Annotated in this window: 15 protein-coding genes and 1 pseudogene; 10 read left to right on the forward strand and 6 right to left on the reverse strand. The window is 47.5% G+C overall.

Annotated features, from left to right (window positions below; translation table 11 throughout):
• Positions 1–154 precede the first annotated feature (154 nt).
• On the forward strand, positions 155–769 hold the full coding sequence (locus RIE73_RS15965; protein ID WP_446402110.1) for a hypothetical protein: 615 nt from the start codon (positions 155–157) through the stop codon (positions 767–769).
• Positions 770–1,084: 315 nt separating this feature from the next.
• Here the strand turns inward: RIE73_RS15965 and RIE73_RS15970 are convergent, their stop codons facing one another.
• Together RIE73_RS15970 and RIE73_RS15975 are read right to left on the reverse strand one after the other, a co-directional pair.
• Positions 1,085–3,190, reverse strand: a complete 2,106-nt coding sequence (locus RIE73_RS15970) for a glycosyltransferase (protein WP_446402111.1) — start codon at positions 3,188–3,190, stop codon at positions 1,085–1,087.
• Positions 3,191–3,416: 226 nt separating this feature from the next.
• A complete protein-coding gene (locus tag RIE73_RS15975) occupies positions 3,417–5,555 on the reverse strand; it encodes an EAL domain-containing protein (protein ID WP_446402112.1) in 2,139 nt (712 codons plus the stop codon).
• Positions 5,556–6,022: 467 nt separating this feature from the next.
• Here RIE73_RS15975 and RIE73_RS15980 point away from each other — a divergent pair.
• The 9 genes and pseudogenes from RIE73_RS15980 to RIE73_RS16020 form a co-directional block, all read left to right on the forward strand.
• Positions 6,023–6,458: pseudogene (locus RIE73_RS15980) on the forward strand (GDP-mannose 4,6-dehydratase); the annotation flags it as partial.
• 698 nt (positions 6,459–7,156) lie between these two features.
• The gene (locus tag RIE73_RS15985; RefSeq protein WP_446402132.1) at positions 7,157–7,972 is read left to right on the forward strand and encodes a GDP-mannose 4,6-dehydratase; all 816 of its coding nucleotides are present in this window, start codon (positions 7,157–7,159) and stop codon (positions 7,970–7,972) included.
• A gap of 94 nt (positions 7,973–8,066) precedes the next feature.
• Positions 8,067–9,434: a UDP-glucose dehydrogenase family protein gene (locus RIE73_RS15990; protein WP_446402113.1), complete on the forward strand. Its 1,368-nt coding sequence runs from the start codon at positions 8,067–8,069 to the stop codon at positions 9,432–9,434.
• Positions 9,435–9,458: 24 nt separating this feature from the next.
• Positions 9,459–9,584 (forward strand): hypothetical protein, encoded by a 126-nt coding sequence (locus RIE73_RS15995; RefSeq protein ID WP_446402114.1) that lies wholly within the window; start codon positions 9,459–9,461, stop codon positions 9,582–9,584.
• 1,347 nt (positions 9,585–10,931) lie between these two features.
• On the forward strand, positions 10,932–13,964 hold the full coding sequence (locus RIE73_RS16000; protein WP_446402115.1) for a hypothetical protein: 3,033 nt from the start codon (positions 10,932–10,934) through the stop codon (positions 13,962–13,964).
• Positions 13,965–14,077: 113 nt separating this feature from the next.
• Positions 14,078–16,366 (forward strand): tetratricopeptide repeat protein, encoded by a 2,289-nt coding sequence (locus RIE73_RS16005; RefSeq protein WP_446402116.1) that lies wholly within the window; start codon positions 14,078–14,080, stop codon positions 16,364–16,366.
• Positions 16,367–16,511: 145 nt separating this feature from the next.
• Positions 16,512–17,789 carry a glycosyl hydrolase family 8 gene (locus RIE73_RS16010; protein WP_446402117.1) on the forward strand — a complete coding sequence of 426 codons (1,278 nt, stop codon included), beginning with the start codon at positions 16,512–16,514 and terminating at the stop codon, positions 17,787–17,789.
• Positions 17,790–18,210: 421 nt separating this feature from the next.
• A complete protein-coding gene (locus tag RIE73_RS16015) occupies positions 18,211–20,784 on the forward strand; it encodes a cellulose biosynthesis cyclic di-GMP-binding regulatory protein BcsB (protein WP_446402118.1) in 2,574 nt (857 codons plus the stop codon).
• Between the two features lie 117 nt (positions 20,785–20,901).
• Entirely contained in the window at positions 20,902–23,526 is a 2,625-nt protein-coding gene (locus RIE73_RS16020) for a glycosyltransferase family 2 protein (RefSeq protein WP_446402119.1), read from the forward strand.
• 92 nt (positions 23,527–23,618) lie between these two features.
• Here the strand turns inward: RIE73_RS16020 and RIE73_RS16025 are convergent, their stop codons facing one another.
• The 4 genes from RIE73_RS16025 to RIE73_RS16040 all read right to left on the reverse strand — a co-directional run bounded on the left by RIE73_RS16025 (position 23,619) and on the right by RIE73_RS16040 (position 26,217).
• The gene (locus RIE73_RS16025; protein ID WP_446402120.1) at positions 23,619–23,807 is read right to left on the reverse strand and encodes a hypothetical protein; all 189 of its coding nucleotides are present in this window, start codon (positions 23,805–23,807) and stop codon (positions 23,619–23,621) included.
• Between the two features lie 360 nt (positions 23,808–24,167).
• Positions 24,168–24,398: a DUF4231 domain-containing protein gene (locus tag RIE73_RS16030; RefSeq protein ID WP_446402133.1), complete on the reverse strand. Its 231-nt coding sequence runs from the start codon at positions 24,396–24,398 to the stop codon at positions 24,168–24,170.
• A gap of 217 nt (positions 24,399–24,615) precedes the next feature.
• A complete protein-coding gene (locus tag RIE73_RS16035) occupies positions 24,616–24,816 on the reverse strand; it encodes a hypothetical protein (protein ID WP_446402121.1) in 201 nt (66 codons plus the stop codon).
• A gap of 3 nt (positions 24,817–24,819) precedes the next feature.
• Positions 24,820–26,217: a DUF4231 domain-containing protein gene (locus RIE73_RS16040; RefSeq protein ID WP_446402122.1), complete on the reverse strand. Its 1,398-nt coding sequence runs from the start codon at positions 26,215–26,217 to the stop codon at positions 24,820–24,822.
• Positions 26,218–26,330: the final 113 nt, after the last annotated feature.

The raw sequence follows: 26,330 nt of genomic DNA on the forward strand, positions 1-26,330 counted from the left end.
CTTGCGAGAGGGTTAAACGTCAAATCTATTCCACAATTTTAGCTGTGTCAGTCCGCCATCGTGGGCATTGCCCACCAGCCTCATCTGAGCGTGCCATTCACTCTAAGCTAAAGCCCTCACCCTTCGGTATATTTGTTAACCAGGAAGGCGCGAAATGTCGTCAAATGCCAAAAAGCGAAAGAAAAAAAACTTTGCTAGCTTTAATACCACAGAAGCCTTCAAGCAATTAAGCCTAACTGAATTATTACTCTGGCACATTGACAGCCAACCTGTTGCACCCAGTCCCTTTTTCCAAGAACGCTGGGCTAGATTACAATGTTTTGACTTACAAAAGTATGAAGAATCTAAAAAAATAGTGATTGATGCAATCTGTGAAGAAGCTATTCAACCCTATAAAAAACTAAAAATATGGAAAGGGGCGGCTCTAGACTCTGATATCACTACAGGCAATGTTGATTATTTGATTACTGAACGTAAAGCTTATATTGAATCTCCTTATCTCTGTATTGTTGAAGCCAAAAAGGATGACTTTGAGCAAGGATTAGCTCAGTGTTTAGTAGAAATGCAAGCCTGTTCCTGGCAAAATCGCCAACGCGAGCAGGAGATTGATATATTTGGAGTCGTTACCAATGGAGATGGTTGGCGGTTTTATAGATTAACAACTGAAGGTGAGGTGTATGAAACATTACTCTATGGAATTGCTCATCTCGACGAGATTTTAGGGTTGCTGCGCTATATTTTTCAGCAATGTGAACAATATTTGTCTTAAGGGAGACTAAAAACAATAATATAGCCAAGGAAATAGTGGCAAAGGTGCGTTACGCTACGCTAACACACCCTACTGGCTTTACACAGCTAAAATTGTGGAATGGATTTGACCATTGAATCGGGCGCAAGTCTTTGCGCCCCTACAGTTTCCGGGCGTAATTCTAATTCATCAAATAAGGTGTGCCACACCCTACACATAGAGGTTTTGCGTAAGTCCAATGACGAAAACTTTAACGGAGCCATATTGCGTGGGCTGATCAGACGATTGCCCGGACTTGATATAGTCAGCCTGAAGACTATGAAAATCAGATTCTTTTTATTCCTTTTTCTTGATGGCTGTCTCTGGCAACACATACTCGACCGTTACATCCTCCGTATGACGCAGGATTAAAGCAGAATTGCTACTGTTTGCTAAATCAAGGTTTCTCAGCGATGAATCGACTACCGTTTCCAAAAGAATACTGCCAACAGCAGATATATTTTTAGTTGAGTCGAGTGATTTTTTCCGGAGTGTAAACCCGCTCAAATGTATATCCTGAATCTGATTCTGATTAGACTCTGCTTTTTCGGTCAAAGGATGTTCACGGGGTCGAATGACTAGAACAGCTTCTGTATCAGGTTTACTGATATGCGCTTGTAAAATCGTTCGCCGCATTCCTTGCCCTTTAATAATCGTGTGACTGCGATTAATTTCAATGGGATAAAATAAATCAATTTCACCAATGGGTAAATTAATCTGTACTGGGTCTTCACCAGACAGACGATTAATTAACACCTGGAGGGATTTAGCATCATCTTGACCATCATTGGGAATGATTCCATGATCTATCGCCTCAACCATTTGCGGTGGAACCGATTGACTCATCGCCCAGGTACTATTTGACCATAAACCTGTCACATCTTGTAAGGGACTGAGAAGGCTGGCAAACCAACATAAAATAATCACAAAACCAAATAACTGGGAAACATAAAGAAAACGAGACACGCTTACTTTAACCAACCGTTCCAACCCCGATCCAGCGGCGGAGATACTTTGATTGCCTCGGTTTGACCACTTTTGTTGGGCAAGGTTCATCTGAGTCCAGATTTTGATAATACAGGAACTCCACTGGGCGATTAAAAAGACAGGTAAATGAATCGGTTTGAGGCGAGATTGTCGCCCCCAGAAAATGATGGTTAAAATGATCGGTCGAGTACAAAGAATCCAACAGAGAATGACTCCGGCGACTAACCAATACCCTTGAACTAAACAAATTGATAACGAACCCGGTGTGATCAGAGTCGTCCAGTAACTAATCCGTTGATCCAGGAGACAGTACCACATAAACCATCCCGCCTTACCTGGACCCAATCCGATCGCGCGATCGCTGTTCCGCAGCATATTCCCATACCAGCGGCGCATATTCTGGTAAGCGCGATCCATTAATGACCCAGAAATTGTCTCAATGGAATAGACAATCACATCGGGGATATAAAGCATATCGTAACCCCGGCGCAGTAGCCAATACCACGTCGTTTTATCGTCGCCAGAGAGGAATTTAAACCGTCCCCACAGCCAATCATCCAACGTATCCAGTTCTAACTGATCGGCAAATGTGGGATGCAGCGCCGCCTCCGCCCGAAATAGGGAAAAGCGTCCCGTCAAACACATCACTTTTTGCGACAGGGACACGGAACACATTTGATAATGACGCTGGGATAGGCGTAAATGGAACCACTCCGAAAACAGATACGATCCCTCAACAATCGGTAACTCATCCGTTGTCAGCGCCCCCATTTTGGGAAAGAGGCGGAAGAATGACAAGCAGCGACGTAAAGTTCCAGGTGTTAGTTCAGAATCGCCATCCATTAACCCGACAACGGCATTTTGGGGTAGATTTAAACGCGCTAATTCTCGTAATCCATCCGCCATGGCTTTGCGCTTCCCTTCTCCCGTTTGTACCATTTGGATTAGGCGAATACAACTGAGTTCCGGATCAATGGATTTAAGTACCTTTAAAATGGCAGTATTTTCTGCATCACTGCTACTGGTTACTAGCAGTGTCAGGGGGTGAGAAAGGCTTTGGGCTTCTTGGGCGATGACTCGGAAGACTCGTTCCGTGATCCAAGGTTTTTCCTTATAGGTTGGGACTAATAGACAAACAGGCGGTAACTTGTCAAGGGGAATGCGATCGGCTTGTTTGCGCCACCGGGGAAAAACCCAATGTAGATAAATCCGAGAACGAATCACTTGCAGCGCCCACCATGACCATCGCCAAATGCCGATTAGTCCCATACTAATTAAACCGGATATGCCTAATAGGTCTAATTGTTCTGGGTTACGCAATAGGTAAAAGCCAGTAAAACCGAAGGCGGAAAGACACAGCAGGGCGAACCAATTGAGATAGGACGAGATGTTTTGCCAACGAAATAGTCGAGTCATAGAGTTTTTGGATGTAGAGACGCTTCAAAAGCACGTCTTGAATTGTGTGTAGGGGCGGGTTTCACTATTATCATTTGTCACCTCACCTAGATGTAAATAAACCCGCCCTGACCGAGTGAGATTACGGTTATCATGTTTTACCTCATTGCGTAAGTCCTATAAACCCGCCATAACCGCCTGCAATCAAGGGAATCCAGACAAAAAAAATTGAGATATAAATCCCAATTCAACGATTACCAAAAAGTTTCTTCGGAAACGTCAGCCTCGCCGCTTGCCCCAATCCACAAAACTGTTGGGAATTCTCATGTTGCGGCGGCGGTGGAATCCTTACTGTAATCCGCGTCAACGGTTGTCCCACCAATTTAGGCGGAATCGCAGGCTGTAGGGCTTGAACCTGGGTCAACTTATTAAGCTGCTGCATATTACTAATCGGCTGAATCAGGTCAATTTCACCCTTGACTGTTTGGGCATAACCTGCTAATCCTACCGTCACAGGTTTATCGGTATTAATTGAACTAGCTTGTTCAGCACTAACTACGGTTTCTACCCACAAGTTATTGCAATCAAGCAACGTAACAATTGGTTCTAACTGATTAACTTGCTCACCTTGTTCTCGTTCCGCTGTGTAGACAACACCCGCAAAGGGCGCTGACACATTTTGCACTTTCCGTTCGCTTTGCAGTTGTTTGAGATCATTAACCAGAGAAGGGGCATTTTTTTGGAGAGACTGGCTGTTATTTAGCTGCTGCTTGAGTTTAGCCAATTGCGCTTCCATCGTATTCACCACAACGGATTGCTGTTGAATCGTCTGCTGCAAACTAATCCGTTGATCAGACAGAACCCCCCCCATAATATTATTGCGATTACTGCGAGCAATACCCGCTTGGGCAGCATTGACTGCTTTTTGCGTTGCATCCAAGACAGATTGGGCTTGTTGGACTTCGGCTTGTGCCGATTGCCAGACTAAGCGCAACTGATCGGTTTCCTGTGCGGATACACCCCCTGCTTCTAATAGGGTTTGATACCGTTGGTAATCTAATCGGGCAGCTTCGGCTTTTGCCTGTGCCGCTTGAACTACAGCTTGCTGTTCCTTAATTGAGTCTAAACCCAGTTCTACATCCACTTGGCGCACGGCTTGGTCTCGACGTTCTAGCTGCTTTAACTGCGTTTTCAGTAATGCTAGGGACTGTTTTGCCGATGCCAGTTGGGTCGCATTGACCTGAATCTGTCCTTGTAATTCGAGACTTTCAAGCTGATTGCGGATTTGTTCTTGGTCTTGGGCGCGTTCTAGGCGAAGTAGGGCTTCTTGTTCTTGGGGACTGGGTTCTTGGCTAATCCGGGCGAGAAGTTGTCCTGATTTCACAACCACCCCTGGCTGGGCGTAAAATGCTTGAATATTACCCGTGGTTGGCGCTTGTAGCCGCACAATTCGCCCATTAATTGTGCCACCGTCTACGACTAAGTGAGTGAGGCGATAACCAATAGAAGCAATCCCCATTCCAACTGCCCCTAATCCCAGCAGAACAAACCCCGTTCCCACCAGGAAACGCCAGGATTGAGTGGGTTTTTGGGTTTCAGCCGTGGGTGAATCCTGTTCCTCTTCAGGGCGAACCAGTTCCGTCCAATCGGGTGCTGGACTAGGGGTTTTAAGATGGTGTCCTTGGACTAAATCAATCCCGACTTCTTCCACGAGTGATAAGGTAACCGCATCGCTGACAAATTTAGCCGCCACCTGACTCAGCGCCTGAATGCCTTCGAGAATGGCTTTGGTTAAGACGCGACTACTCGGTTCTGTTTTTAGGCGTTGGATCAGTTGACCATCAACTTTAACCAAATCAACCGCCAGTTGTTGACATTGAAACAGCGTTAATTCGCGACTGGCAAAGTTATCCAAGACGATCGCACAACCGAGACTTTTGAGTTCGCGGACAAATGCCCGAATTGTGGGAAAATCTTTGGCGATGGTTGATTCGGTTAGCTCAAAACTCAGTTGTTTCGGGTCAACTCCTGACTGATCCAGAAGTGTTTCGATATATTCGATTAGTTCAAAGTTATTTAATCCCTCTCCCGAAAGATTAATCGACAGGCATCGATCCGGCTGTTCCGCTAAGAGTTCTATCGCCTTGCGAATGACGGCACGATCAGCCTTTTGCAGTTGTCCTTTATCCGACAACGTGGGTAAGAATTCCTGGGGTAAGTGCAGATTTCCGGTTTCATCTCGCCAACGTAGGAGTATTTCATTGTGTAATACAGTACCCGTTGCTGTTTGATAAACGGGCTGAAACCACAGTTCTAACGTCCCGGTACTAAATGTATCAGTTGGAGCGAGGACAGACTCGGGTGAGTTTAACGTCTCTAGCAGCATAATTCAAGCAGGTAGATACAACTTAAGCACCGAAGTTAATTTCTCTGACGGCAAAATTGCCAGAGGATTACTCAGGGGAACCTCCCAGCCAGGTTGTGCCAGGTTACAGCTTCACTTCGATCTGCGTGTGATCGAGTGAAAGCTTTTAACCCCAAATCAATTTGGCAGTTTTGTGAGCGAATCAGCTAAAACTCTTGAGGTATGGCACGTCAACGCTCAAATCATGCACCCTAACGTTCGTTTGCCTAAGATCTAGTTGTGTTAAGAAAGTTCAACCAATATCATAACCACAGGCAAGAGCGATTGTCAGGGGTGGGGCGTTGAATTTGCCTCAATTTCACGTCCTGAAAGGAATTAAGCGATTTTAAGCATGGCGAAGACTTGCCAGTATGGGTTTCAATGTAACATGGTAGAGCTTACTACTTTACCGCACTAAGCTTACGCGATCGTTCTATTGTGAAAACCCTATGAGAATTCTAGTTACAGGTGGTGCTGGTTTTATTGGTTCCCATCTCGTTGATCGGTTAATGGAAGCAGGTCATGAAGTTCTCTGTCTGGATAACTTCTATACTGGCACCAAGCGAAACATCGTCAAATGGCTGAATCATCCTTACTTTGAACTGATCCGCCACGATATTACCGAACCGATTCGCGTCGAGGTTGACCAAATTTACCATCTGGCTTGTCCGGCGTCGCCAATACACTATCAGTACAATCCTGTCAAGACGATTAAAACGAATGTCATTGGGACCCTGTATATGTTGGGGTTAGCCAAGCGGATAGGGGCGAGATTTTTATTGGCTTCAACTTCGGAAGTGTATGGTGATCCGGAAGTTCATCCTCAACCCGAAGAATATCGAGGGAATGTTAATCCAATTGGACCGCGCAGTTGTTATGACGCTGAAACTGAAATTTTAACGGAAAATGGCTGGGTTCCTTTTCCCCAATTACAGCCCGGAGTGCGAGTGGCGACTCTTAATTCCGATAATCAAGTCGAGTATCACGTCCCGGATGAGTATATTGTGCAGCCGTATGTGGGCAATTTGCTCCGGTTTGCCAATGCTAAGTTCGATCTGTGTGTAACACCAAATCACTGGATGTATGTACGCAGTAAAACCGGAAAATTGCAATTTTTGCGTGCGGATGAAGACCGACATTGGCAGTCTTGGCGTGTCCCTACCGGGGGTGAGTTTCATGGAGAAGAACCCGAATGGTTTGAATTGGGAACTGCACCGAAAAACGCGAAGGTTAGCATCGAGCGAATTCGGATGGATGATTGGTTAGAATTCCTCGGTTACTACATTTCCGAAGGCTGCGTTCATGTCCGACGACGAGGGCGGGTTGTTGGTGGACGTGACGATGAGATGGCTGACTATAACATCCTGATTGCCCAAGAAAATCCAGAGGGTCGAGCTAAAATCACCCACTGTTTAACCAACCTTGGGTTTAAGTTTTTCTCATCGGATGACCACCAATTCCGGATTTGTAGTCAACAACTGGCAGAAATTTTACTCCCTCTAGGTAAATCGGGTGAGAAATATATTCCGCGCCAGTTTTTATCGTTATCCAAGCGTCAGTCGCTGATTTTGTTTAAGGCGCTGATGATGGGAGATGGTTCCCAGCATGGAGATGGCTATGCTTATTACACCAAATCTAAACAACTGGCTGATGATGTCCAAGAATTAGCTATGCGTTGCGGCTATGCGGCGTCTGTTGTGTCTCATGCGGTGGGTCGTGATTTATATCGGGTGAATATTCGACCGATAAAAGATGCTCATTTAGTCACCCCAGAGCCATTTCGATATGCTGGCAATGTTTACTGTGTGAATGTGCCGAATCATGTGGTGTGTGTACGTCGCCATGGACGAGTCGCGTTTTGTGGCAACTGTTATGACGAAGGGAAGCGAGTAGCGGAAACACTGGCGTTTGATTACCATCTGCAAAATGGTGTAGAAATTCGTGTCGCCCGTATTTTTAATACCTACGGATCTCGGATGCTGGAAAATGATGGGCGAGTCGTGAGTAATTTTGTGGTGCAAGCGCTCAAGGGAGAACCCCTAACGGTGTATGGCAAGGGTTCACAAACTCGCAGTTTCTGTTATGTGTCGGATTTAGTTGAAGGATTAATTCGGTTGATGAATAATGATCATACCGGACCAATTAATCTGGGGAATCCGGATGAGTATACAATTTTACAACTGGCGCAAGCGGTGCAAAATCTGGTAAATCCAGATACGGAAATTATCTTTAAGGATTTACCGAAAGATGACCCGCAACGTCGCCGCCCAGATATTACGAAAGCGAAGACGTTATTAGGTTGGCAACCGACTATACCTTTACAGGAGGGGTTAAAAACGACAATAGCAGATTTCCGCGATCGCTTAACCGAAGAAGGGTATTCCCTGGTTTCCGGTTAAGCGACTACAGTATTAACTCAAGGGGACTTACTAGCACACGAATCAATCCGCTAGATAGCCCTGAGTCCTACCATCTACCAGAGAGGATCAGCTCATGCGCGTTTGTGTTATTGGTACTGGATATGTTGGCTTAGTAACCGGGGTGTGCTTAGCCCATATCGGACACCATGTTATCTGTGTGGATAACAATGAAGAAAAAGTCAAGTTAATGAAATCTGGACAGTCGCCCATCTATGAACCAGGATTGTCTGAACTGATGCAAGCTTGCAGTAATGCGGGCAGTTTGGAGTTTAGCTCAGATTTGGCGAGGGGTGTCGCTCATGGCGAGATTTTGTTTATTGCGGTGGGAACGCCCGCGTTACCCAATGGTGAAAGTGATACTCGCTATGTGGAAGCCGTCGCCCGTGGGATTGGCAATCACCTGAATGGAGGCTATAAGGTGATTGTGAATAAGTCAACGGTGCCCATTGGTTCTGGGGATTGGGTTCGCATGATTGTCATGGATGGTGTCGCTGATCACCAGAAGTCCTCTGGAGGTACGACGACAGACACAAGCGTTGAGTTTGATGTGGTGAGTAATCCGGAGTTTTTGCGGGAAGGATCAGCGATTTATGATACCTTTAACCCCGATCGCATTGTGTTGGGGAGTAATAGCGATCGCGCTATTTCGATGATGCAGGAACTCTATGCGCCGATTGTGAAGCGTGAACCCGCTGAAGATAAATCCCTACCCCCGGTTCCGGTAGTGGTGACGGATTTGAGTTCAGCCGAGATGGTCAAATATGCCTCCAATTCCTTTTTAGCCACCAAAATTAGCTTCATTAACGAAATCGCCAATATCTGCGATCGCGTGGGGGCGGATGTGACTCAAGTCGCCCAAGGGATTGGGTTAGATACTCGTATTGGGGGTAAATTTCTGCAAGCGGGGATTGGTTGGGGCGGTTCCTGTTTTCCCAAGGATGTCTCGGCGTTGATTCATACAGCGGATGATTATGGGTTCGATGCTCAACTGTTGAAAGCAGCGGTAAGTGTCAATCAACGTCAACGTTTAATTGCCGTCGAAAAACTCCAGCAAGAACTCAAAATACTCAAAGGGAAAACAGTGGGATTGTTGGGATTAACCTTTAAGCCAGATACCGATGATATGCGTGATGCTCCCGCATTGATTCTGATTGAAAATCTCAATCGGTTAGGCGCAAAAGTTAAAGCTTATGATCCGATTATTTCATCCAGTGGCATGAGTCATGGTATATCCGGTGTGCAGGTGGAAGGTGATCCGGATCGCTTGGCAGATGGCTGTGACGCTTTGGTATTAGTCACCGACTGGGAACAGTTCCAGAGTCTAGATTATGACAAGATGGCGAAGCTGATGCATAATCCCGTGCTGATTGATGGTCGTAATTTCCTCGATCCTAAAGTGTTAGAAGACGCTGGGTTCCGCTATGTCGGCATTGGACGTTGACGGCTCCTCCTGAAGGGGTGTGGGGTGTCGGGTGTGGGGTGTCGGGGTGTCGGGTGTCGGGTGTGGGGTGTAGTGGCGTGGCACACCTTATTTGATGAATTAGAATTACGCCCGGAAACCGTAGGGGCGCAAGGCTTGCGCCCGGTTTAAACTGAAGTTCCCCCCATACAGATGTACTGCACCCCGGCTAAAGCCTTATACCGTAATGGTTTGAACTCTCAAACCCCTCAAAAATAGTACCCATGTAGAACTTGCCAAAATACCGCGTTGGCGCAGCCTGTTCCGAAGGAACGTATCGCGGTATTTTGGCAATATGACAAGAGATCGGTTGAAACCCGCGCTACATCAAGGTTGAGCGCGATTGTACCCATGTAGGGCGGCTAAAAAATCGCTCAAAGCCGCACGGTGAGGCAGTTTTGATTTTTTGGTTGGGGGAACTTCAGATTAATAGGAATTGTTTTCCCTAGTTTAGAGGTAAAACCTGCCCTTTTTTTGAGGTGAAATTTTTTCTTCCATTAACGAAAAATTTCCTCAATCTTCCCCCCTCTGCCTCCTCTTTATTATTTTTTCAGCAGCGAATAGTTGCACTCTAGTAAATCGAGACTTTAGCCGTCAAGGTCTTCCAGGCTTGCAATCATTATAGTCTGTACCCCCTTGGCAAATTATTTCAATATGTTAAAACTGAGAAGTTAAGGCGTAGTTGTAGAGGAATGCTCAACGGCAGCTCCAATTCCCCAAAGGTTATGGAGCCTCTCTAAACAAACATATTAAACTAGATATGGGCTGGCGAGTCATCCCGCGCTGAATGAAAAATTACTGCCGAGGGAACCTATCGCCAGAGTAGCTAAAAAGGATTCAGGGGTGCAATTTTTGCTTGAGAAGCAAAAAATCCGTGAAAATACGGTCTACAAAATGAGTATCCACTCGGTAAAGTCAAAGTATCTGCATCTGTTATCGTGTTGCACCCGCCAACACCGTTAGCTGATTGAACCTTTGATCACAGGAGGTTGATGAGACCGCGATCGCTGTTTGGGCAACGAACGCTGGACTAGTAACTCAAGGGTTTGGGCGCTCAATGCCTTGTGCGTTTGAGTAAAATTACTAGGGGACGGATTCAGGCTTGGCTTTTACCGTTCTATTTACCGCTAAACCTTTCTTGAATTAACTCCCTTGACTTGTTGAGTCAACTATCATTGACTTGGCAAAGTTTTAGGGTGGGGATTAGTGCTTAGCTGAACCGTTGCGTCCAGAGTATCCTAAAAATTAGGGGATGAATTGATCTGTCAATTTTCTGGAATTCAGGCGTAACCAAGTGGTTTTAGTTCAAGCCGGTGAATGTTGATCACCAAAAAGCGTCACTGGCTATCCCCAGTTATCAATACAACAAGATTCAACCTTCATTCAACCAAGGTTATAGGAGTCGCCAAGGACTAATTCCTTTGCTAAAGTGGCGACAGGGTGCAGGGCAAACCTCAATCGGTCAAACGAACTCCGGTAATGAACTTAATAGTCCCTGATTCTCAACGATTCGGCTTGCTTAAGCCGCTGCTATGGATTAATTTGCTTAGTATTGGATCACTTATCGTTTTTTGGACGCTAGGATTACTTGAAATTAAACCCGCTCAGGCAACTCTATCGGACTCAGAGGTCGCCAATCGGCAAGATATTGGAGCAGCAAAACCATCCGGTGATTTTACCTTATCTCGGCATCAAGTAGCCAAGGGCGATCGCTTACATCAACGGGAGTTTGCGCCCAGCTACGATCCAGATACGACTCCCATTTCTGCTCAAACAGTTGGTAATCACTCAAGGCGAGATACTCTTCCATCAACGACCTTGAAGTCTACACCTTCAATCGTAGCGGTTGAACCTAATGCTATAGCGGCGAAAACTTATGAAACTCTTGACCAAACTGTTTCGACGAGACAGGATGAGCAACAGAGTCATGACGATAGTTCCGCCCCCATTGATATGGCAAAGGATAGGGGAACCGGGAGAACAGAAGACGCAGAAAGTCGCGCGTATTCCAGTATTGCTTCCTCTATCCTCAATCCCCCGATTCCAGCCAGTCTATCAACTCAGTCAGGTTTATCCGAACTAGGGTTAAACGCTGCTCACCAACCCTTGGCGATTCAGGAAGACCCTCTGACTCCCGAAGGTTCCTCTAACCAGAATTGTCACGATCAAACAGCCTGTAACCAACCCCTTGCCATTGAAACCTCAGTCCGGTTTAGGAACAGATTTAGGGATACCTTCGACGTGAAGGTGGCGCAGATTCCGACTCTGTTACAAAATTCATCTCCCCTCCCTGTACCGACAAACTCGATTCCGCTGGGGTCTACGGGATCGAACTCAGAACAGCTTCCTGCTTTTCCCGTTGTTTCACCGAATGTGCAACCCCAGGGCGTTAATCCCTATACCCAAACCTGGGGACAGCCCTCTTCGTTTACTCAAACGCCTAACCCTATCCCCACGCCCGGTACTGGGGCGGCGATGACTTGGGGACAGTCCCTATCTGGAACCCAAACGCCTACTGTTATCCCCATGCCCGGAGCTGGGGCGGCTATGGGTAACAATCCTTACAATCAACCTGGGGGACAACCCTCCTATTTTGTCAACCCCATGCCCGGAGCTGGGGCGGCTATGGGTAATAATCCTTACAACCAACCTGGGGGACAACCCTCCTATTTTGTCCCAACTCCTAACTTTATTCCGGTGGCAACTCAGGGTTTTCCTGGGGGAGCAAATCCTTACAACCCAGCCGGGGGACAAGTTCCTTATTTGCCTCAACCTGTAATCTTGGTTCCCGTGCAAACCATGGGAATGCCCGTAGGGGGTAATAACTACAACCCAGCCGGGGGACAAGTTCCTTATCTGCCTCAAACCTTTATCCTCTTACCAGTACAACCCATGGGCGTTCCCATGGGGGCAAATCCTTATAACCCCGGAGGTGGGCAGTTTTCTTACATGCCCCAAATGCCCCAAGTTGGGTCAATGCCACCCCCTCAGACTCCCGTTGGGTTTAATCCCTATAACCCAGGTGCAGGACAGTTTTATTCCTTACCCCAAAATCAAGCCGTCCAACCCGTACCGATTAACCAAAATCCGCAAAATTTTAATGGCTATAACCCAGGTGTAGGACAGTTTTCCTATCTACCCCAAAATCAAGCGCCCTTACCCGCACCTGTTAATCCCAATTCCCCAGGGTTCAACGGTTATAACCCAGGGACAGGGCAATTTTATTCCTTACCCCAAAACCAAGCCCCTTTACCCGCACCCGTTAACCCCAATTCCCAAAGTTTCAACGGTTATAATCCGGCGACGGGACAGGTTTATACCCAGCCGCAAACTCAAGCCGGATTACCTCCACGGGTTAATCCCACTGTCAATCCGTCGAATGGGACGAATTCAGTCGCACAGTCTCCTTTTGTCTCACCCAATCCAGGCGTTGTACCCGGTACTCCCAACCCAACGCTTCCCCCGCCAGGGGCGACTCCGGCTCAAGGATTTGATCCAACCCAGCCCAATCAACCCCCCTCTTCCCTGCTCCGCAGTACAGCGTTGCGAGATCCTACCCTACAGTTTCAAGGAAGCTATGTGGTACAGGGTGACTCCTCTGTGGCGCGGGCGCGGTTGGCTGGTGTCTATCCTCTCACTCCCAAAGCGCTATTTGCGGCGACATTGGATTTAACTAGCGAAGATAGTGGTTTAGCCGATTCTCCCAACCAAGGATTAAACATTAATGAACTGTATTTTGCTACCGCTCCGTTTACCGATTTGCCGAACTTGCGCTTTGTTATTGGTCAGTTAGATTTAACCTCTTACTTTGATCGCAATAGCTTTGCTAAAGATGGCGTTACTCATTTCTTTAATCCGGTTTTTCAGACGAATCCAGCCTTAAGTGCCACGGGAATTTCCTCCCGTCCAGGCTTCTTGGTCAATTGGACATTAACTGACAATATTGAAGCGAAAGCCGTTGCCTTTTCATCATCAGCAAGTATCGGTAATTTTGCCTTAGATGGATTTGCCGGAGAAGTGGGTTTACGCTATGGCAATGGCATTATTCGCGGCACCTATGCCACTGATCGCGACGCGGGTTCAGAGACAGGATTTAACGAAATTTTCTCTATCGCACGCGGGGACAATAATTTTGGACTGGAAGAAGATGATCGGGAAGAGGCCTATGGTCTCAATGCTGAATATTTTATCCCAGAGTGGAATATGGGGATTTTTGGTCGCTATGGTCGATATATTAACCGAGAGATTGACGAAGCGGCGACGACCTATAGTTTTGGTGTTAGCTTTTTGGATGTATTTACCCAAAACGATCGCCTAGGTTTAGGCTATGGGCAGGAATTATCAAATAACCAAGGAGAAGAAGATCCCGACGTTTTAGAGCTATTTTACGATTTCCGATTTTTACCCAATCTCCGTCTAGGATTTACTATCCAACAACGCAATAACTTCTCCGAAACCGATGTCGGTGTGCGCGTAAAAACCGAATTTGATGTAATTCCTAGAGGAAATTGAAGAGGCAACAGGCAACAGAAGTCAATGAATATCGGTGTAATCAGTGTATGAATAAGCTCTCACCTCCCTACCCAAATCTCTCCAATAAATCCGTGAAATCAGTGTTTTGACAAATGACTAAACTCATTGGATTAGGACTAGCTGGATTAGCCATTAGCGCACCGATGGTGTACACCATCCCGGCTGTTCATGCCCAAACCGTACCCACTGCCGTTCGCCAAGCCTTTTCCCTGCTGAGTCAGGGACGAGTCCAAGAGGCGATCGCGGCATTTGAGGCAGCGGTGCGGCGTTATCCGGATTCGGTGGATGCCAAGTTAGGGTTAGCGATCGCTCATCGACGACAGGGGAATCTTCAGCAAGCCTGGGATGCTTATCAACGAGTATTGGCGCAAGACCCCACCAACGAACTCGCCTTAAAATCGGTGGGTCTATTTGGCACATACCGACCAGAATGGCAGGTTCAGGGGATTGAAGCCCTCACCACATTGCTGAATCTCAATCCCAACGATATCGAAGCCCGTGGTTTGCGAGCCCAACTCTATGGCTTTCAGCAGCGATTTGCTGAAGCTTTAGCGGACTATCAAATTGTCCTGCAAGGAAATCCCCCGCCCAATATTCTGCTGGGGGCGGCGGAAACCTTTACCAATAGCGGGAACCCGGAACGGGGATTGGAACTGTTTAACCGTTACCTGGCGACAGGCGGACAAATTACTGGGTATCCCGCCCTCGCTTACGCCCGCGCCTTACGAGAAACCGGGAATCCAGCGGCGGCGGTACAAGTTCTGGAAGGACAACTGCGATCGCCTCAACTTTTACAAGACCAACAATTGGCAATTTTCACTCGAACGGCTTTATCCCAAGCCTATCTCGCCAATCAACAGCCCAATGAAGCCTTAAATGTTTTAACCCCCCTGCAAGGCAATCCTGATGCGATTTTACCCTTAGCACGAGCCTTGAATGAGATTCGCAATCAAACGGGGAACCAAGCCCTGACTCAACAAGTTGCGAATTTATATAATCAGGCGCTCAATCAAATCCCCAACCCCGAACCCAAACTTTTACGGGAAATTGCTGACGTATTTAGTGGATTACCCAACCAACAGCAAACCGCCCTGAATCTCTATCGGCAATTAGTCAGTTTACAACCCAATGACCGCACCCTTTTAGTTAAACAAGTCGCCTTGGAACGGGAACTGGGGTTAATTTCCGAAGCCGAACTCAAAGCCCGTCTGTTAAGCGCCCTGCAACCGCTCCCCGCTGATCCCAGTCAACGCCAACTCATCGCCCAAGCCTTAGCCGGGATTGAACCCCCAGGACCGGAATTATTACCCATTTACACCAGTCTTCTGCAATCTGGTGTCAACGTTCCCTTCTTAAATTTCCGCATCGCCCAGATTTTGTTGGAAAACGATAACCTAGCGGGAGCAAGACAGGCGTTAGCCGCTTATACAGCTACCCCCGCAGGCGCGGAAGACTTAGCCCCCCAATTGTTAGCCGCAGAAATTGAGCGTCGGGAAGGGAACTTAGAAGCCAGCGCCCAGCGTTATCAGGCTTTAATTGCCAGTAATCCAGCCGAACGCGATATTCTCAACGCGGCGATACGAGGACTGGCGAATGTGCGGCTACAACAAAATCGTCCCACGGAAGCCCTGGCTGTCTTTGATCAGTTAATTGCCCGTAATCCCCAAGACACAACACTGCAACTCGCCCGCGCTAACCTAGCATACCAGGCGGATCTGATTTCGGAATCCCAAGCCCAAGCGGTTCTCAATTACTGGTTACAGACTCAACCCGCCACCAGTGCGCCGCCAGAGTTATTTACCCTGGTAGGATCATTACCCCCATCTCCCGAACGCGAGGCACTTTATAACAGACTGCTTCAGCTTGATCCGACGAATTTGCCTGTACAAATCCGCTCAATTCAGCTAATTGCCCAACGCAGTCCCGAACAAGCCAGAGTTAGAGTCGCGCAATTAGTCGCCCGTGATCCCACCAACATCCGCAATTACTTCTTACAAGGACAAATTGGTCAAGCGATCGATGATTTAGAACTCGCTGAACAAGCCTATCAGTTAATTTTATCTGCCCAACCGGATAATCAAGAGGCATTATCCGCCCTCGCTGGGGTTCGATTTCGACAGCGCCGATTAGATGAAGCCAGAAATCTCTATTCCCAAGCCTTAGCCCTTGACCCGAATGATCAAGGAATTCGTCAAGCGATGGTTGGACTTAAACGAGTTCAAGATTATCAACTAGAAGCCTTAGCGGATTTAGAAACCATGCAAGTTGAACAACTGCAACAAGGAGGAACATTAGATCCAGAACTATCGACTCAAATGCAACAAATTCGGGAAGACTTTTTACAACGACGAGGATTTCAACCCCCATGGGAACGGTTCTAGTTTGGCGCGTTATTCCCTATTCCCCATTCCCCATTCCCCATTCCCTATTCCCTGACAAATGACAAAGGACAAAGGACAAAGGACAAATCACTGGGTTCGTAGTAGGCACTTTAGTGCCAGAAGCGCTAAAGCGCTGACTACAAGCATGACGACAAGCGCTCTGTTACTGCTGTTGAATCTCACCAGTTGTGTGTCCATCGAATTCTCCGAACCTGAACAGCCGGAAGCGTCTGTATCCCCTTCCCAACCCTCAGTAACGGCTTCCCCCGTGGCTGATTTTCCCGTTTTATCCCCATCGCCGCCTATCCAGGATATACTCGAACAAAGCTGGGTCATCTACAGACAACAATTCATCCAAGAAGATGGACGAGTAATCGACTACGAAGCGAGCGATCGCTCTACCTCAGAAGGACAAGCCTACGCTATGCTCAGGGCTGTATTGATTAATGACCCAACCACCTTTGCTCTCACCCTAAACTGGGCAGAAAATAACCTGCATCGACTCACCGAAACAGGCGAACCTGAAGACAATCTTTGGGTTTGGCTGTGGGGTCAGGATGACGAGGGCAATTGGGGTGCGATTGATCGAAATTTTGCCAGCGATGCTGATATTGATGCGATTACCGCATTAATTTGGGCATCCCGTCGCTGGAATCGCCCCGACTACCTAGAGTTAGCGCGAATCAAGCTGCGCGATTTGTGGGACTACTCCACCATCGCCGCACCCGATGGCAAACGCTATCTACTCCCTGGACCCAAGCAAGCCTTTGTTCCCTCGCCATCAACGATTTATCTGAATCCCTCCTATCTCGCCCCCTATGCCTTTCGCCTGTTTGCGGAGGTTGATCCCGAACGAGACTGGCTGAGTTTGGTAGACAGTAGCTACTACGTCTTGGACAACTCCTCTCAAGTTTCAGCGGTGGGGTTACCCAGTGACTGGATTGCGTTGGATTTACAGACCAATCAATTTCAGCCCATACCCCCCCAAAGCAAACTAAAAAGCGTCTACAGCTTTGATGCGTACCGCGTCTGGTGGCGAGTCGCTTGGGATGCCGAATGGTTTCAATCCACGGAGGCACTCAATTACCTGAAAACAGCAACCCCATATCTTCAAGATCAATGGCAATCGTCCTCTCGTTTGCCGGCTCGCATTAACCTCGATGGAGAATCATTGGTCAAATACGATGCCACCTCCCAATATGCCATGCTTTACCCAGCTATGCGCCTAATTAATCCCGGTGTAGCTGAACAACTATTAGAGCGTAAACTGTTACCCCAATACAATCAGGGAATTTGGGATGATGAATCTGCCTACTATACCCAAAACCTAGCCTGGATCGCCCTAGTATCACCTGACCTGGTAAAAAATTCCCAATTTTTTCAATCCCAGCAGCAGTTTTCCAGAAACGCAATAAGGGAATGATACAGAGGTCGATACCGTCTGTCAAGGCTTGAAACCGTTGAAAATTTATTCGGAACTCCGAATAATCCCATCTTAGATCAGGGTGGCATCCAGTCGAATACCGATTCAGAGGACTAGAAAATGTCACCACCGTTTCTACAAATAACCGGATTCAGTCAACCTGTTACTCGTTGGACTGAAGCGGGAATGCTATCTACGGACACTCCTAATTCGGTCGGGTTCCGTTAATCAATGATGTTCCTTGCCATCGTTTAGGGGAGCCTATCCGTTTGGCACAAATCGGTTGGGTCGAGCAATAGCTAACCCCAACAGCATAAATTAGCTCGTTGAAACATCCCCAAATTCCAGATAGTTGGAATCACATAATTCAGTTCCCAAGCCACACTAACTAGGCATTTCCATCAACCGTAAGAGTTCTCCTATGAAACGCCTGTTTCGTCACTCCCAATCTCCCAATCTTTCCTCCCATCACGGACGTCAACGTCCCACCCGTGTATCTACAGGGACGCGACTTGGATTGTTACTGCTGTGTAGCGTTTTAGTCGTCGGGCTGGTGATCACGACCAACGTTGTCGTTGCTCAAAGCGACAGTAGCCTGCAAGAACAGGAAGATCAGTTAATTCGCGAATATACCCTACCCACCACGCCCCAGAAGGAACCTGTTTACAAACCCGCTCCGGCGTCTCCCCCGAAAAAATCCACATCGCCAAGGCGCAAGCGCACCACACCTGCACCCAGTCAACCAGCGCAAAGCCAACCCAGTCGTTCAGCGCCTGCATCAACCGAACCCGCAGAACCCGCACCCGCCCGTCGTTCTCCTGCACCCTCCTCACCTGCTCGCGAGGAAGAAACGGCAGAGGCTGAACCCTTACCCACAGGCGAATACGTCCTGCAATTCAATCGTTCTCCCATCGTCGGCAACCGCTTCCGCTTCCGAGGCGTGTACTCTGAAGCGCGACTCGGCTTTACCCGTCCCCGAGGCTGGAAAATCCAAGGGGCTAAAGCCCTAATTCGGTTCCAGCATTCACCCGCCCTGATTGCCAAAGACTCCAATCTCACCGTCCGAATTAATGGCACGAGTGTGGGTTCAGTCCCCCTCAACCGCCAGCAATCAGAAGTTGGCAGCGTCCTCTTCAACGTTCCATCCCGACTAATTCAGGACTATAACGAACTGACGATTGTCGCCCGCCAAAGTAATGACGAAGAATGTAGTGATCCGGGTGACCCCACGCTGTGGACTGAAGTGTTACCGGATTCAGAGTTACAGTTTGAATATCAGCCCCAACCGATTCCGCTCAACTTTAGCCGCTATCCCTATCCCTTCTTTGACGACCTCAGTTTAGATACCAATCGCATCGCTTATCTCCTGCCCAAAGTCAACGATACCTGGTTAACCGCCGCCCCTCGCTTTCAAGCGGCGTTAGGCAGAATGGCGGAATTCCGTCCCATTGACACGGAAATCGTCAACGATTTAGAGGATGTGGAGTGGGGTCAACGGTTGGTTGTCATTGGCACACCCGCTGAACAACCTGGATTAGCGGATTTGGATTTGCCCTTTAGTATCAGTGGCAACCAAATTTTAGATGGGAACCAAGTCCCTTTACCGGCTGACGTGGGTATTTTGATGATGACCACCACGTTAGATGGCGGCGTTCCGGTTTTAGTGGTGACCGGAAATGGGGCGGACGGTGTTGCCAAAGCTGCTCAGTTTTTAGTCCAGCCCGATAGCCGTAAATTCGGCACGGGTCAAGCGGTATTAGTGGATAGTCTCAAGCCGATAGACACTCCATCCCTCCGGAATTGGCCCGGTTATTTACCGGAAAAAAATTCCTTTACCCTCAGCGAAATTAAGACCAAAGAAAACGGTGATCCGTTCCAAGACATCACGGTACGCGGTTCAGCCGCCCCCCCGATTCTGATTAATTTTCACGCTTTGCCGGATGACCAATTTAGCCGGGGAAGTTCCATGACCCTGCGCTATAGCTATAGTCCGCAAATCAATCCCCGTACCTCTGCGATAGAAGTCTTACTGGATGGCACATTTATTGGGGGGGCGCGGTTGACGTCAGAAGATGGCGCTAGCCGAAAACGATTAAAAGTGGATTTGCCGCCGCATTTAATCAAACCTGATTCCCAACTGGAAGTGGCATTCCGCCTCAATCCCCGAGAACCGGGTGTATGCGGTAAAGTCACTGACCAACAATTGACCGGAACCCTCCATGCAGACACCAGCTTCAACCTGAATCGTCAACAATCGGTACAACTCCCCGATTTAGAACTGTTTCAGGACGGTTATCCCTTTGCTGCACCTCAAGATTTGTCCAGAACGGCGATTGTGGTGCCGGATTCTCCGAGTAATACGGATTTGCTGACGTTGTTAACCGTTAGCGAACGTCTGGGACGCCTGAGTAAGGCGGATTCGGTTAATTTGGATGCCTATACAATCACGACATTGCCTGCTGAAGTTCGCGAGGGTCATCATTTGGTGGGCATTGGTACTAGAGAACAATTTCCCTTCCCAGAGGTGTTTGATAGCAGTGGTTTCCGTTTACAGGATGCTTTTTCTCGCCAGTGGAATCAAGGCAGCATTCAAGCCTTACCGGATAACGAAGGCATGATTAAGGAAATCATGTCACCTGATAACAAGGAACGGGTACTGTTGGCACTAACAGCCCAGACAGCGAATGGGTTAGAACAAGTGCGGCAGGTGATTCGTCGAGATCCCTGGTTCTTCCAACTGCAGGAAGATACGATACTGATCAGCAGCAATCAGCAAGATCCGGCTAGCTATGACCCGGATGCCTACACATTGGAATTCTTAGAACGTGCGCCTTCGACTCGTCGGATTGAAAATACGGGATTGTTGAGTAAGGTGTCTCGCTTTATTCAAGACAACTGGTTCTTCTTACCCGCTGGCATTTTCGCGATCGCCCTTTTGCTGTATGGGATTTCTCAGTTCTATCTCAAGCGGCTTAGTGATCAAAAGAGTCATTAGTTATTGGTCATTCGTCATTCTCCCTCATCTTCCCCTGCTCCCAGACGTAGCATGCTACGTCTCTACACTGCTCCCCCTACCTTCTACCTTCTTGTTCACTAACCCCTATCGTTGAATATGTCTTCGTCTTCGTCTAAATTCCAGCGATTTCGTCCTCGACGCCCGTTTGCGACTGACTGGTTGGTTGATGTTCTGCCTCGGTTTTTTGATCGATCGCTCGAACGCATTGGTTTAAGCCATTTGAAATGGCTGGTTTTGTTTCTGCTAATCATTTCGATTCCCCTGATTATTACCCCACTCAAGGTGTGGCAGCAGGGGATTGTCGCTTTTTTGGTTTTGGCGATCGGGCAAGTGGTTGTACGAGCGGAAAACCGAGTGTCAGATAAACAAATTAGTGAGTACTATCACTTATTTTTGGTCTGGTTAAGTTTAGTCACCACCGCCCGCTATCTCTACTATCGCCTCAACTACACGCTCAATTTTGATACCTTTATCAATGGTTTATTTTGTGTGCTGTTGTTGACGGCGGAACTCTATGCCATCCTCACCCTAGTTCTGGCGTATTTTCAAACCCTGCATATTCAAGACCGGGAACCTGTCGATTTGTCGGCATATCCGCAAGACCAGTGGCCCAAGGTGGATATCTATATTCCCACCTACAACGAAGACGTGGAAATTGTCCGCAAAACGGCAATAGGAGCGATGGCAATCGACTATCCGGAAGACAAAAAAAAAGTGTATGTTTTAGATGATGGTCGAGCCGAAAAATATAAAGCCCGTCGTGCCAGATTGCGGAAAATGTGCGAAGAAGTCGGCTGCATCATGATGACGCGGGATAATAATGAACATGCTAAGGCAGGGAATATTAATACCGCGTTTCGCCGCACCAAAGGGGATTTGGTAATGATTCTCGACTGTGACCATATTCCGCTGCGAGATTTTCTCAAAGATACGGCTGGCTTCTTTTTTGATCCCAACGTGGCATTTGTGCAAACACCGCACTGGTTTTTTAACCCCGATCCGTTTGAGCGTAATTTGCGTACAGATGGCAGAATTCCGGTTGGGAATGAACTCTTTTATAAGGTGCTGCAAAAAGGGAATGACTTTTGGAATGCGGCTTTCTTCTGTGGTTCAGCAGCGGTAATTCGGAAAGACTATGCCCTACAGGTTGGCGGGATTGCCACAGAAACGGTGACTGAAGATTGTCACACGGCATTCCGACTGCATTCTCTAGGATACAGGTCAATTTACTACGACAAAATCATGATTGCGGGTCTCGCCCCGGAGAACTTTTCCTCCTATGTGGGTCAGCAAGTCCGGTGGGCGCGGGGTATGGCGCAGATTCTGCGGATTGAAAATCCGGTGTTTAACCGGAAGCTAAATTTGACAATTCCCCAGCGGATTTGTTATTTCAGTGCCACGTCTCACTTCTTCTACGGCTATCCCCGACTCATCTATGCCCTCGCACCAACCCTGTTCTTATTGTTTGGAATTAACCCGATTCAGGGTTTGGGATTAGAAACCTTGGCGTATGCGTTTCCTCATATCCTCCTATCCCTCAATGCCAACTACATTACCTATAAACATGTGCGCTTTTCGTTCTGGAATGAAATCTTTGAATTTGTCATGGCATTCCAGGCGGGATATGTGACAACAATGGCGCTGATTAATCCTAATCTGGGTTCCTTTAACGTCACCGACAAAGACATGACGTTAGTCAAACGGGAATTTAGTTTATCAAACTTTGATTGGCAGTCTGTACGAGGTCTCTTAGGGATTACTGCGTTTGTGGTGCTGGCGTTAGGGTCAGTGCCTTTTTGGTTAATCCTGCGTCCGGAGGATGCCGAGGCAGTTTTAGTTAACGCCTTGTGGTGTATCTTTAACCTAATTCTATTAATGGCAGCATTACTGGTTGCCTTTGAACAACCCCAAGAACGCACCGCCCACCGCTTACGGCGACGCCTAGGGGCAACAGTTTACAGCTATGACCGCAGTTGGAGTGGGGTGACTTTGGATATTTCGGAAACCGGAACTCGTATACTTTTAGATGTCGAAGGTCAACCCAATTTACCCGATGAAATTGAAGTTGAATTAGTGGGTGATTATGGGGCAAGGGTGATTATGGAGGCTCAGATTGTGGTGGCAAAGTCGGTCAATGAGCATCAAATGGAATTGGCGGTTAAGTTTATTAATGTCACCCAGGCGCAACGCGATAATTTAACCTTAGTGACGTATTCTGATGTGAAGGAATGGTATTCCCAGACAAGGGACTATGTGGATAAACCGTTGCAGTCTTTAGGGTTTTTGGCTACAGGTCTTTTCCGTGCATTCCAGGAATTTAACGTGGAGAAAGGGGCAGGAAAAGTCCGCAAACGGGTTCAAGCTTCAGCTCAATTGTTTTGGGAAGGAGACTTTTATTTGGCGACTGTAACAGCAATTGGGGCGACGAGTTTGCGATTAGAACTTGATGATTCTATTACATCGAATGCTAAATTGCTGAAACCCGATAACTTAAAGAAAATGCAGCAAGAAAAACCCTTAGTGGGCTTGCTATTAAGTCAAGACGCCATGAGCCAATCCCGGGAGCGATTTTTAACCCAAATCCTCTCATTAGAAACGCTTGTTACTGGTGATAGTAATAGTTCGCCACCTAAAAAAATTGCGCTAGAGTTAAGTTTCCCTGAACAGTTTAAGGATCGGCAGACAGCTAAAGTTAAGGAGCTAGTCAAAGTATTGCATTGATGATATCGCTTAGTGACGCAACGTGAGGAACCCCTTTTTTTGCCCTGGCGACTAGAAGTCGCAGCTACACAAACAAAGTCCGCCTGCGCGGACTAGCTTATAAAGGGGGTGGCTAACCCGGATTTGGTATGAATCAGGCAAACCGGACATCCCGTCACCTGAGAATTCACCGGAAGTGTATTATCCGGCACAATTTGAGCCGAAACTGGACTCAAACTCGTCAAAATACTAACCGAGAGACTGCTCAGAATTGAAGCGTAACCTGTTGTCTTTCGCATCATTAAAATCCTCATTGTGGTAGCTACATCCGGCTGGCTTTTTGTTAGCGCCAACGTTGTTAGGTAAGATGCGAAACCCTGGAAATTACTCGATGCTTATGGTGGCTGCTTTTCGGGAGATTGTTAACTGGTTAGTTATTTCTGCCGCGCTGCACTAGGAGGGCGGTTGTAGACGCTTTATTCGGCGAATCCTCTAATAGCGTCAACTCGACGAGTCTTGATGAGTTTCAGCTGATTTCGGCGGCGCTAAATTCTCCTGTTACCAACGCTCTTTCTCGTCTTGCCAACGGCATTTCTCTTCCTCAAGTTGCCGCAATTTCTCCTGATACCGATACTCCATTTGATCGTTGAGATGACTCAGAACTAGCTCGGTATTGTGAGCCGCTGTTTCTTCTGTCTTTTTCTGGCTTTCCTGTTCTTTTGCCTCGAACCAAGCGACGAAATCCTGCATATCTTTGTGCAAGGGAACGCCACTAGCGCCGATACTATAACACCACCAATAATCGTCAACAGCCTCAGGAAATAGTAGCACCTTTGTGCCTTAGTTGCCCGTTCTTCCAGCCACAGCACTTGATCCAGCCACCGGGTTTCCATAAAATCTTTTTTCAGAGGAGGTAAGTCGGTCTTTTCGATTAACCCACTCAACTTTTCCCGAAGTTGTTGATTATAAGAGGTCTTTTTTGCCACGTTCTATGCCTTAATCTGTAAGCGCCCCTTACCCGTATTGATTCGCACCCCATCTGAAGGCAATTAATTCCGGTCAAGACAGCACCTGTCCAATCCGATGAGCCAGTGCTGCTGCATCTTCCCCTTACTGACTCACCAATTGCTGAATCACAGAGGTTTGTTGCTCAATCACCGTCGTTTGCTTCTGAGATAAAGCAATCAACGATGTAATTGACTCTTGCTGCACCTCATTTATCGTTTGCATTTCTTTGATCTGCTCTTTAAGTTCCTGAATCACTTCCTTGAGTTCCTGGACTTGAAAAAAAACTTCTTCTGTTGGTTCCATAAGTCAACCAATTACCGCCTTAGCTTTCTCAACATACTTAGAAAAAACATCCCACCCGTTATAGCCGCCATTCACCAATTTTCTCACCTTACGCCAATCTCCCACTTTGGCAGCAGTGGCGACGCCTCTGTCTTTAAAGTAACAAGCTAGTATCTTAGCAGAAATTTCCGGGTCGAGAGCTAATTCAGGTTGATTCTCCAAATCCACCCCCAATTTTTTCCCATAATTGCGGTAATTAGCTCTCCCGGTAATCTGAATGTAGCCTCTACCGTGGTACTTCGCCCCATCCCCTGGCTGCACATTCCCTAAATCACGGCGTCCTTCATAATGTTTAGTAAAGTATTTCGGTCCACCAAACTCATTAATGGGCTTAAACCCATTGGTTTCCACCCGCACCGTTGCCAGTAAACCAATCAGCACCTGCTTATCCAAGATGTCATACTCTTGCAGCGCCTCCAGCACCCCAGGTAAATATTTCTGACAATCGGCTAGGGGACAATCCATAATTTTTGCCGCTTGTTCGGGTGTAAGCAATTGCGGTACAGATGGTTTGGCTGGCTCACTGTTCCCTTTACCATTCATCGATTCTTGCTGGTTCGGTTCCTCCGGTTCTGCTTCTTCAAACCAGGTCATCGCAGCGGCACCGAGGGGGGGCAAATCTTCTAGACTAACTGGGGGAGTGGTCTGGACATCTTCCCCATTGGTTACAGCAGGTTGCGGCGGCACTGAAAATTCACTTTGCAAACGCTGCTGCTCTTCTTCCCAGCGGCGGCGTTCCTCTGCTTCCCGCTGCAATTGCGCCTGATACTCAATTTTCTCGTTGAGATTGTTCAGGGCTAGCTCGGCATTTTGAGCCACGGTTGCTGGTGTCTTCTCTTTGCTCTGTCCTTTTTCTTCAAACTGAGCGACGAAACCTTGCACGTCTTTTTGAATGAGCTGCTCAACATGATAGGCAAACGTGGCATAAGCATCGTCGTGGGATTCAAACTGGCTGTAAGGTCCTGCCATTTGCAGGAACTGCCAGCCCTCAATTTTCATATTTTCCGCCGTATTACGGAATTGTTTGTACTTTTCTCCATGAGCAAAAAATTCTTCAATTGCTGCTGACACGGCTACCGCTTGACTCAACCCAAACGCCGTCCAGCCGACAATTTCCTCAATCTTCGGATTAGTACTTTTGAACCCCACCATCGCCGGGACAATAACACCGCCGATAATCGTCAGTAGCCTCAGGGAGTAATGGCGATCGCGTTCCTTGGTTGCCCGTCCTTCCAGCCACAGCACTTGATCCAGCCACCGGGCTTTCATAAAGTCCTTTTTCAAGGTGGGCAAGTCAGTCTCATCGATTAAGTCACTCAGGTGTTGTCTAAGATATTGACGGTAGGAGTTCTTTTTTGCCACGTTCTATGCCTTGATCTGCAAGAGTCTATACAACAAGGGAGGCTTAGGAAATTTGGGAAATACATCAACAACGATAGACAAAACCATGGTTTTTGCCCAATTGTGTCTATCAA

The sequence above is a fragment of the Coleofasciculus sp. C1-SOL-03 genome, from assembly GCF_040220555.1.
Classification (GTDB): Bacteria; Cyanobacteriota; Cyanobacteriia; order Cyanobacteriales; family Coleofasciculaceae; genus Coleofasciculus.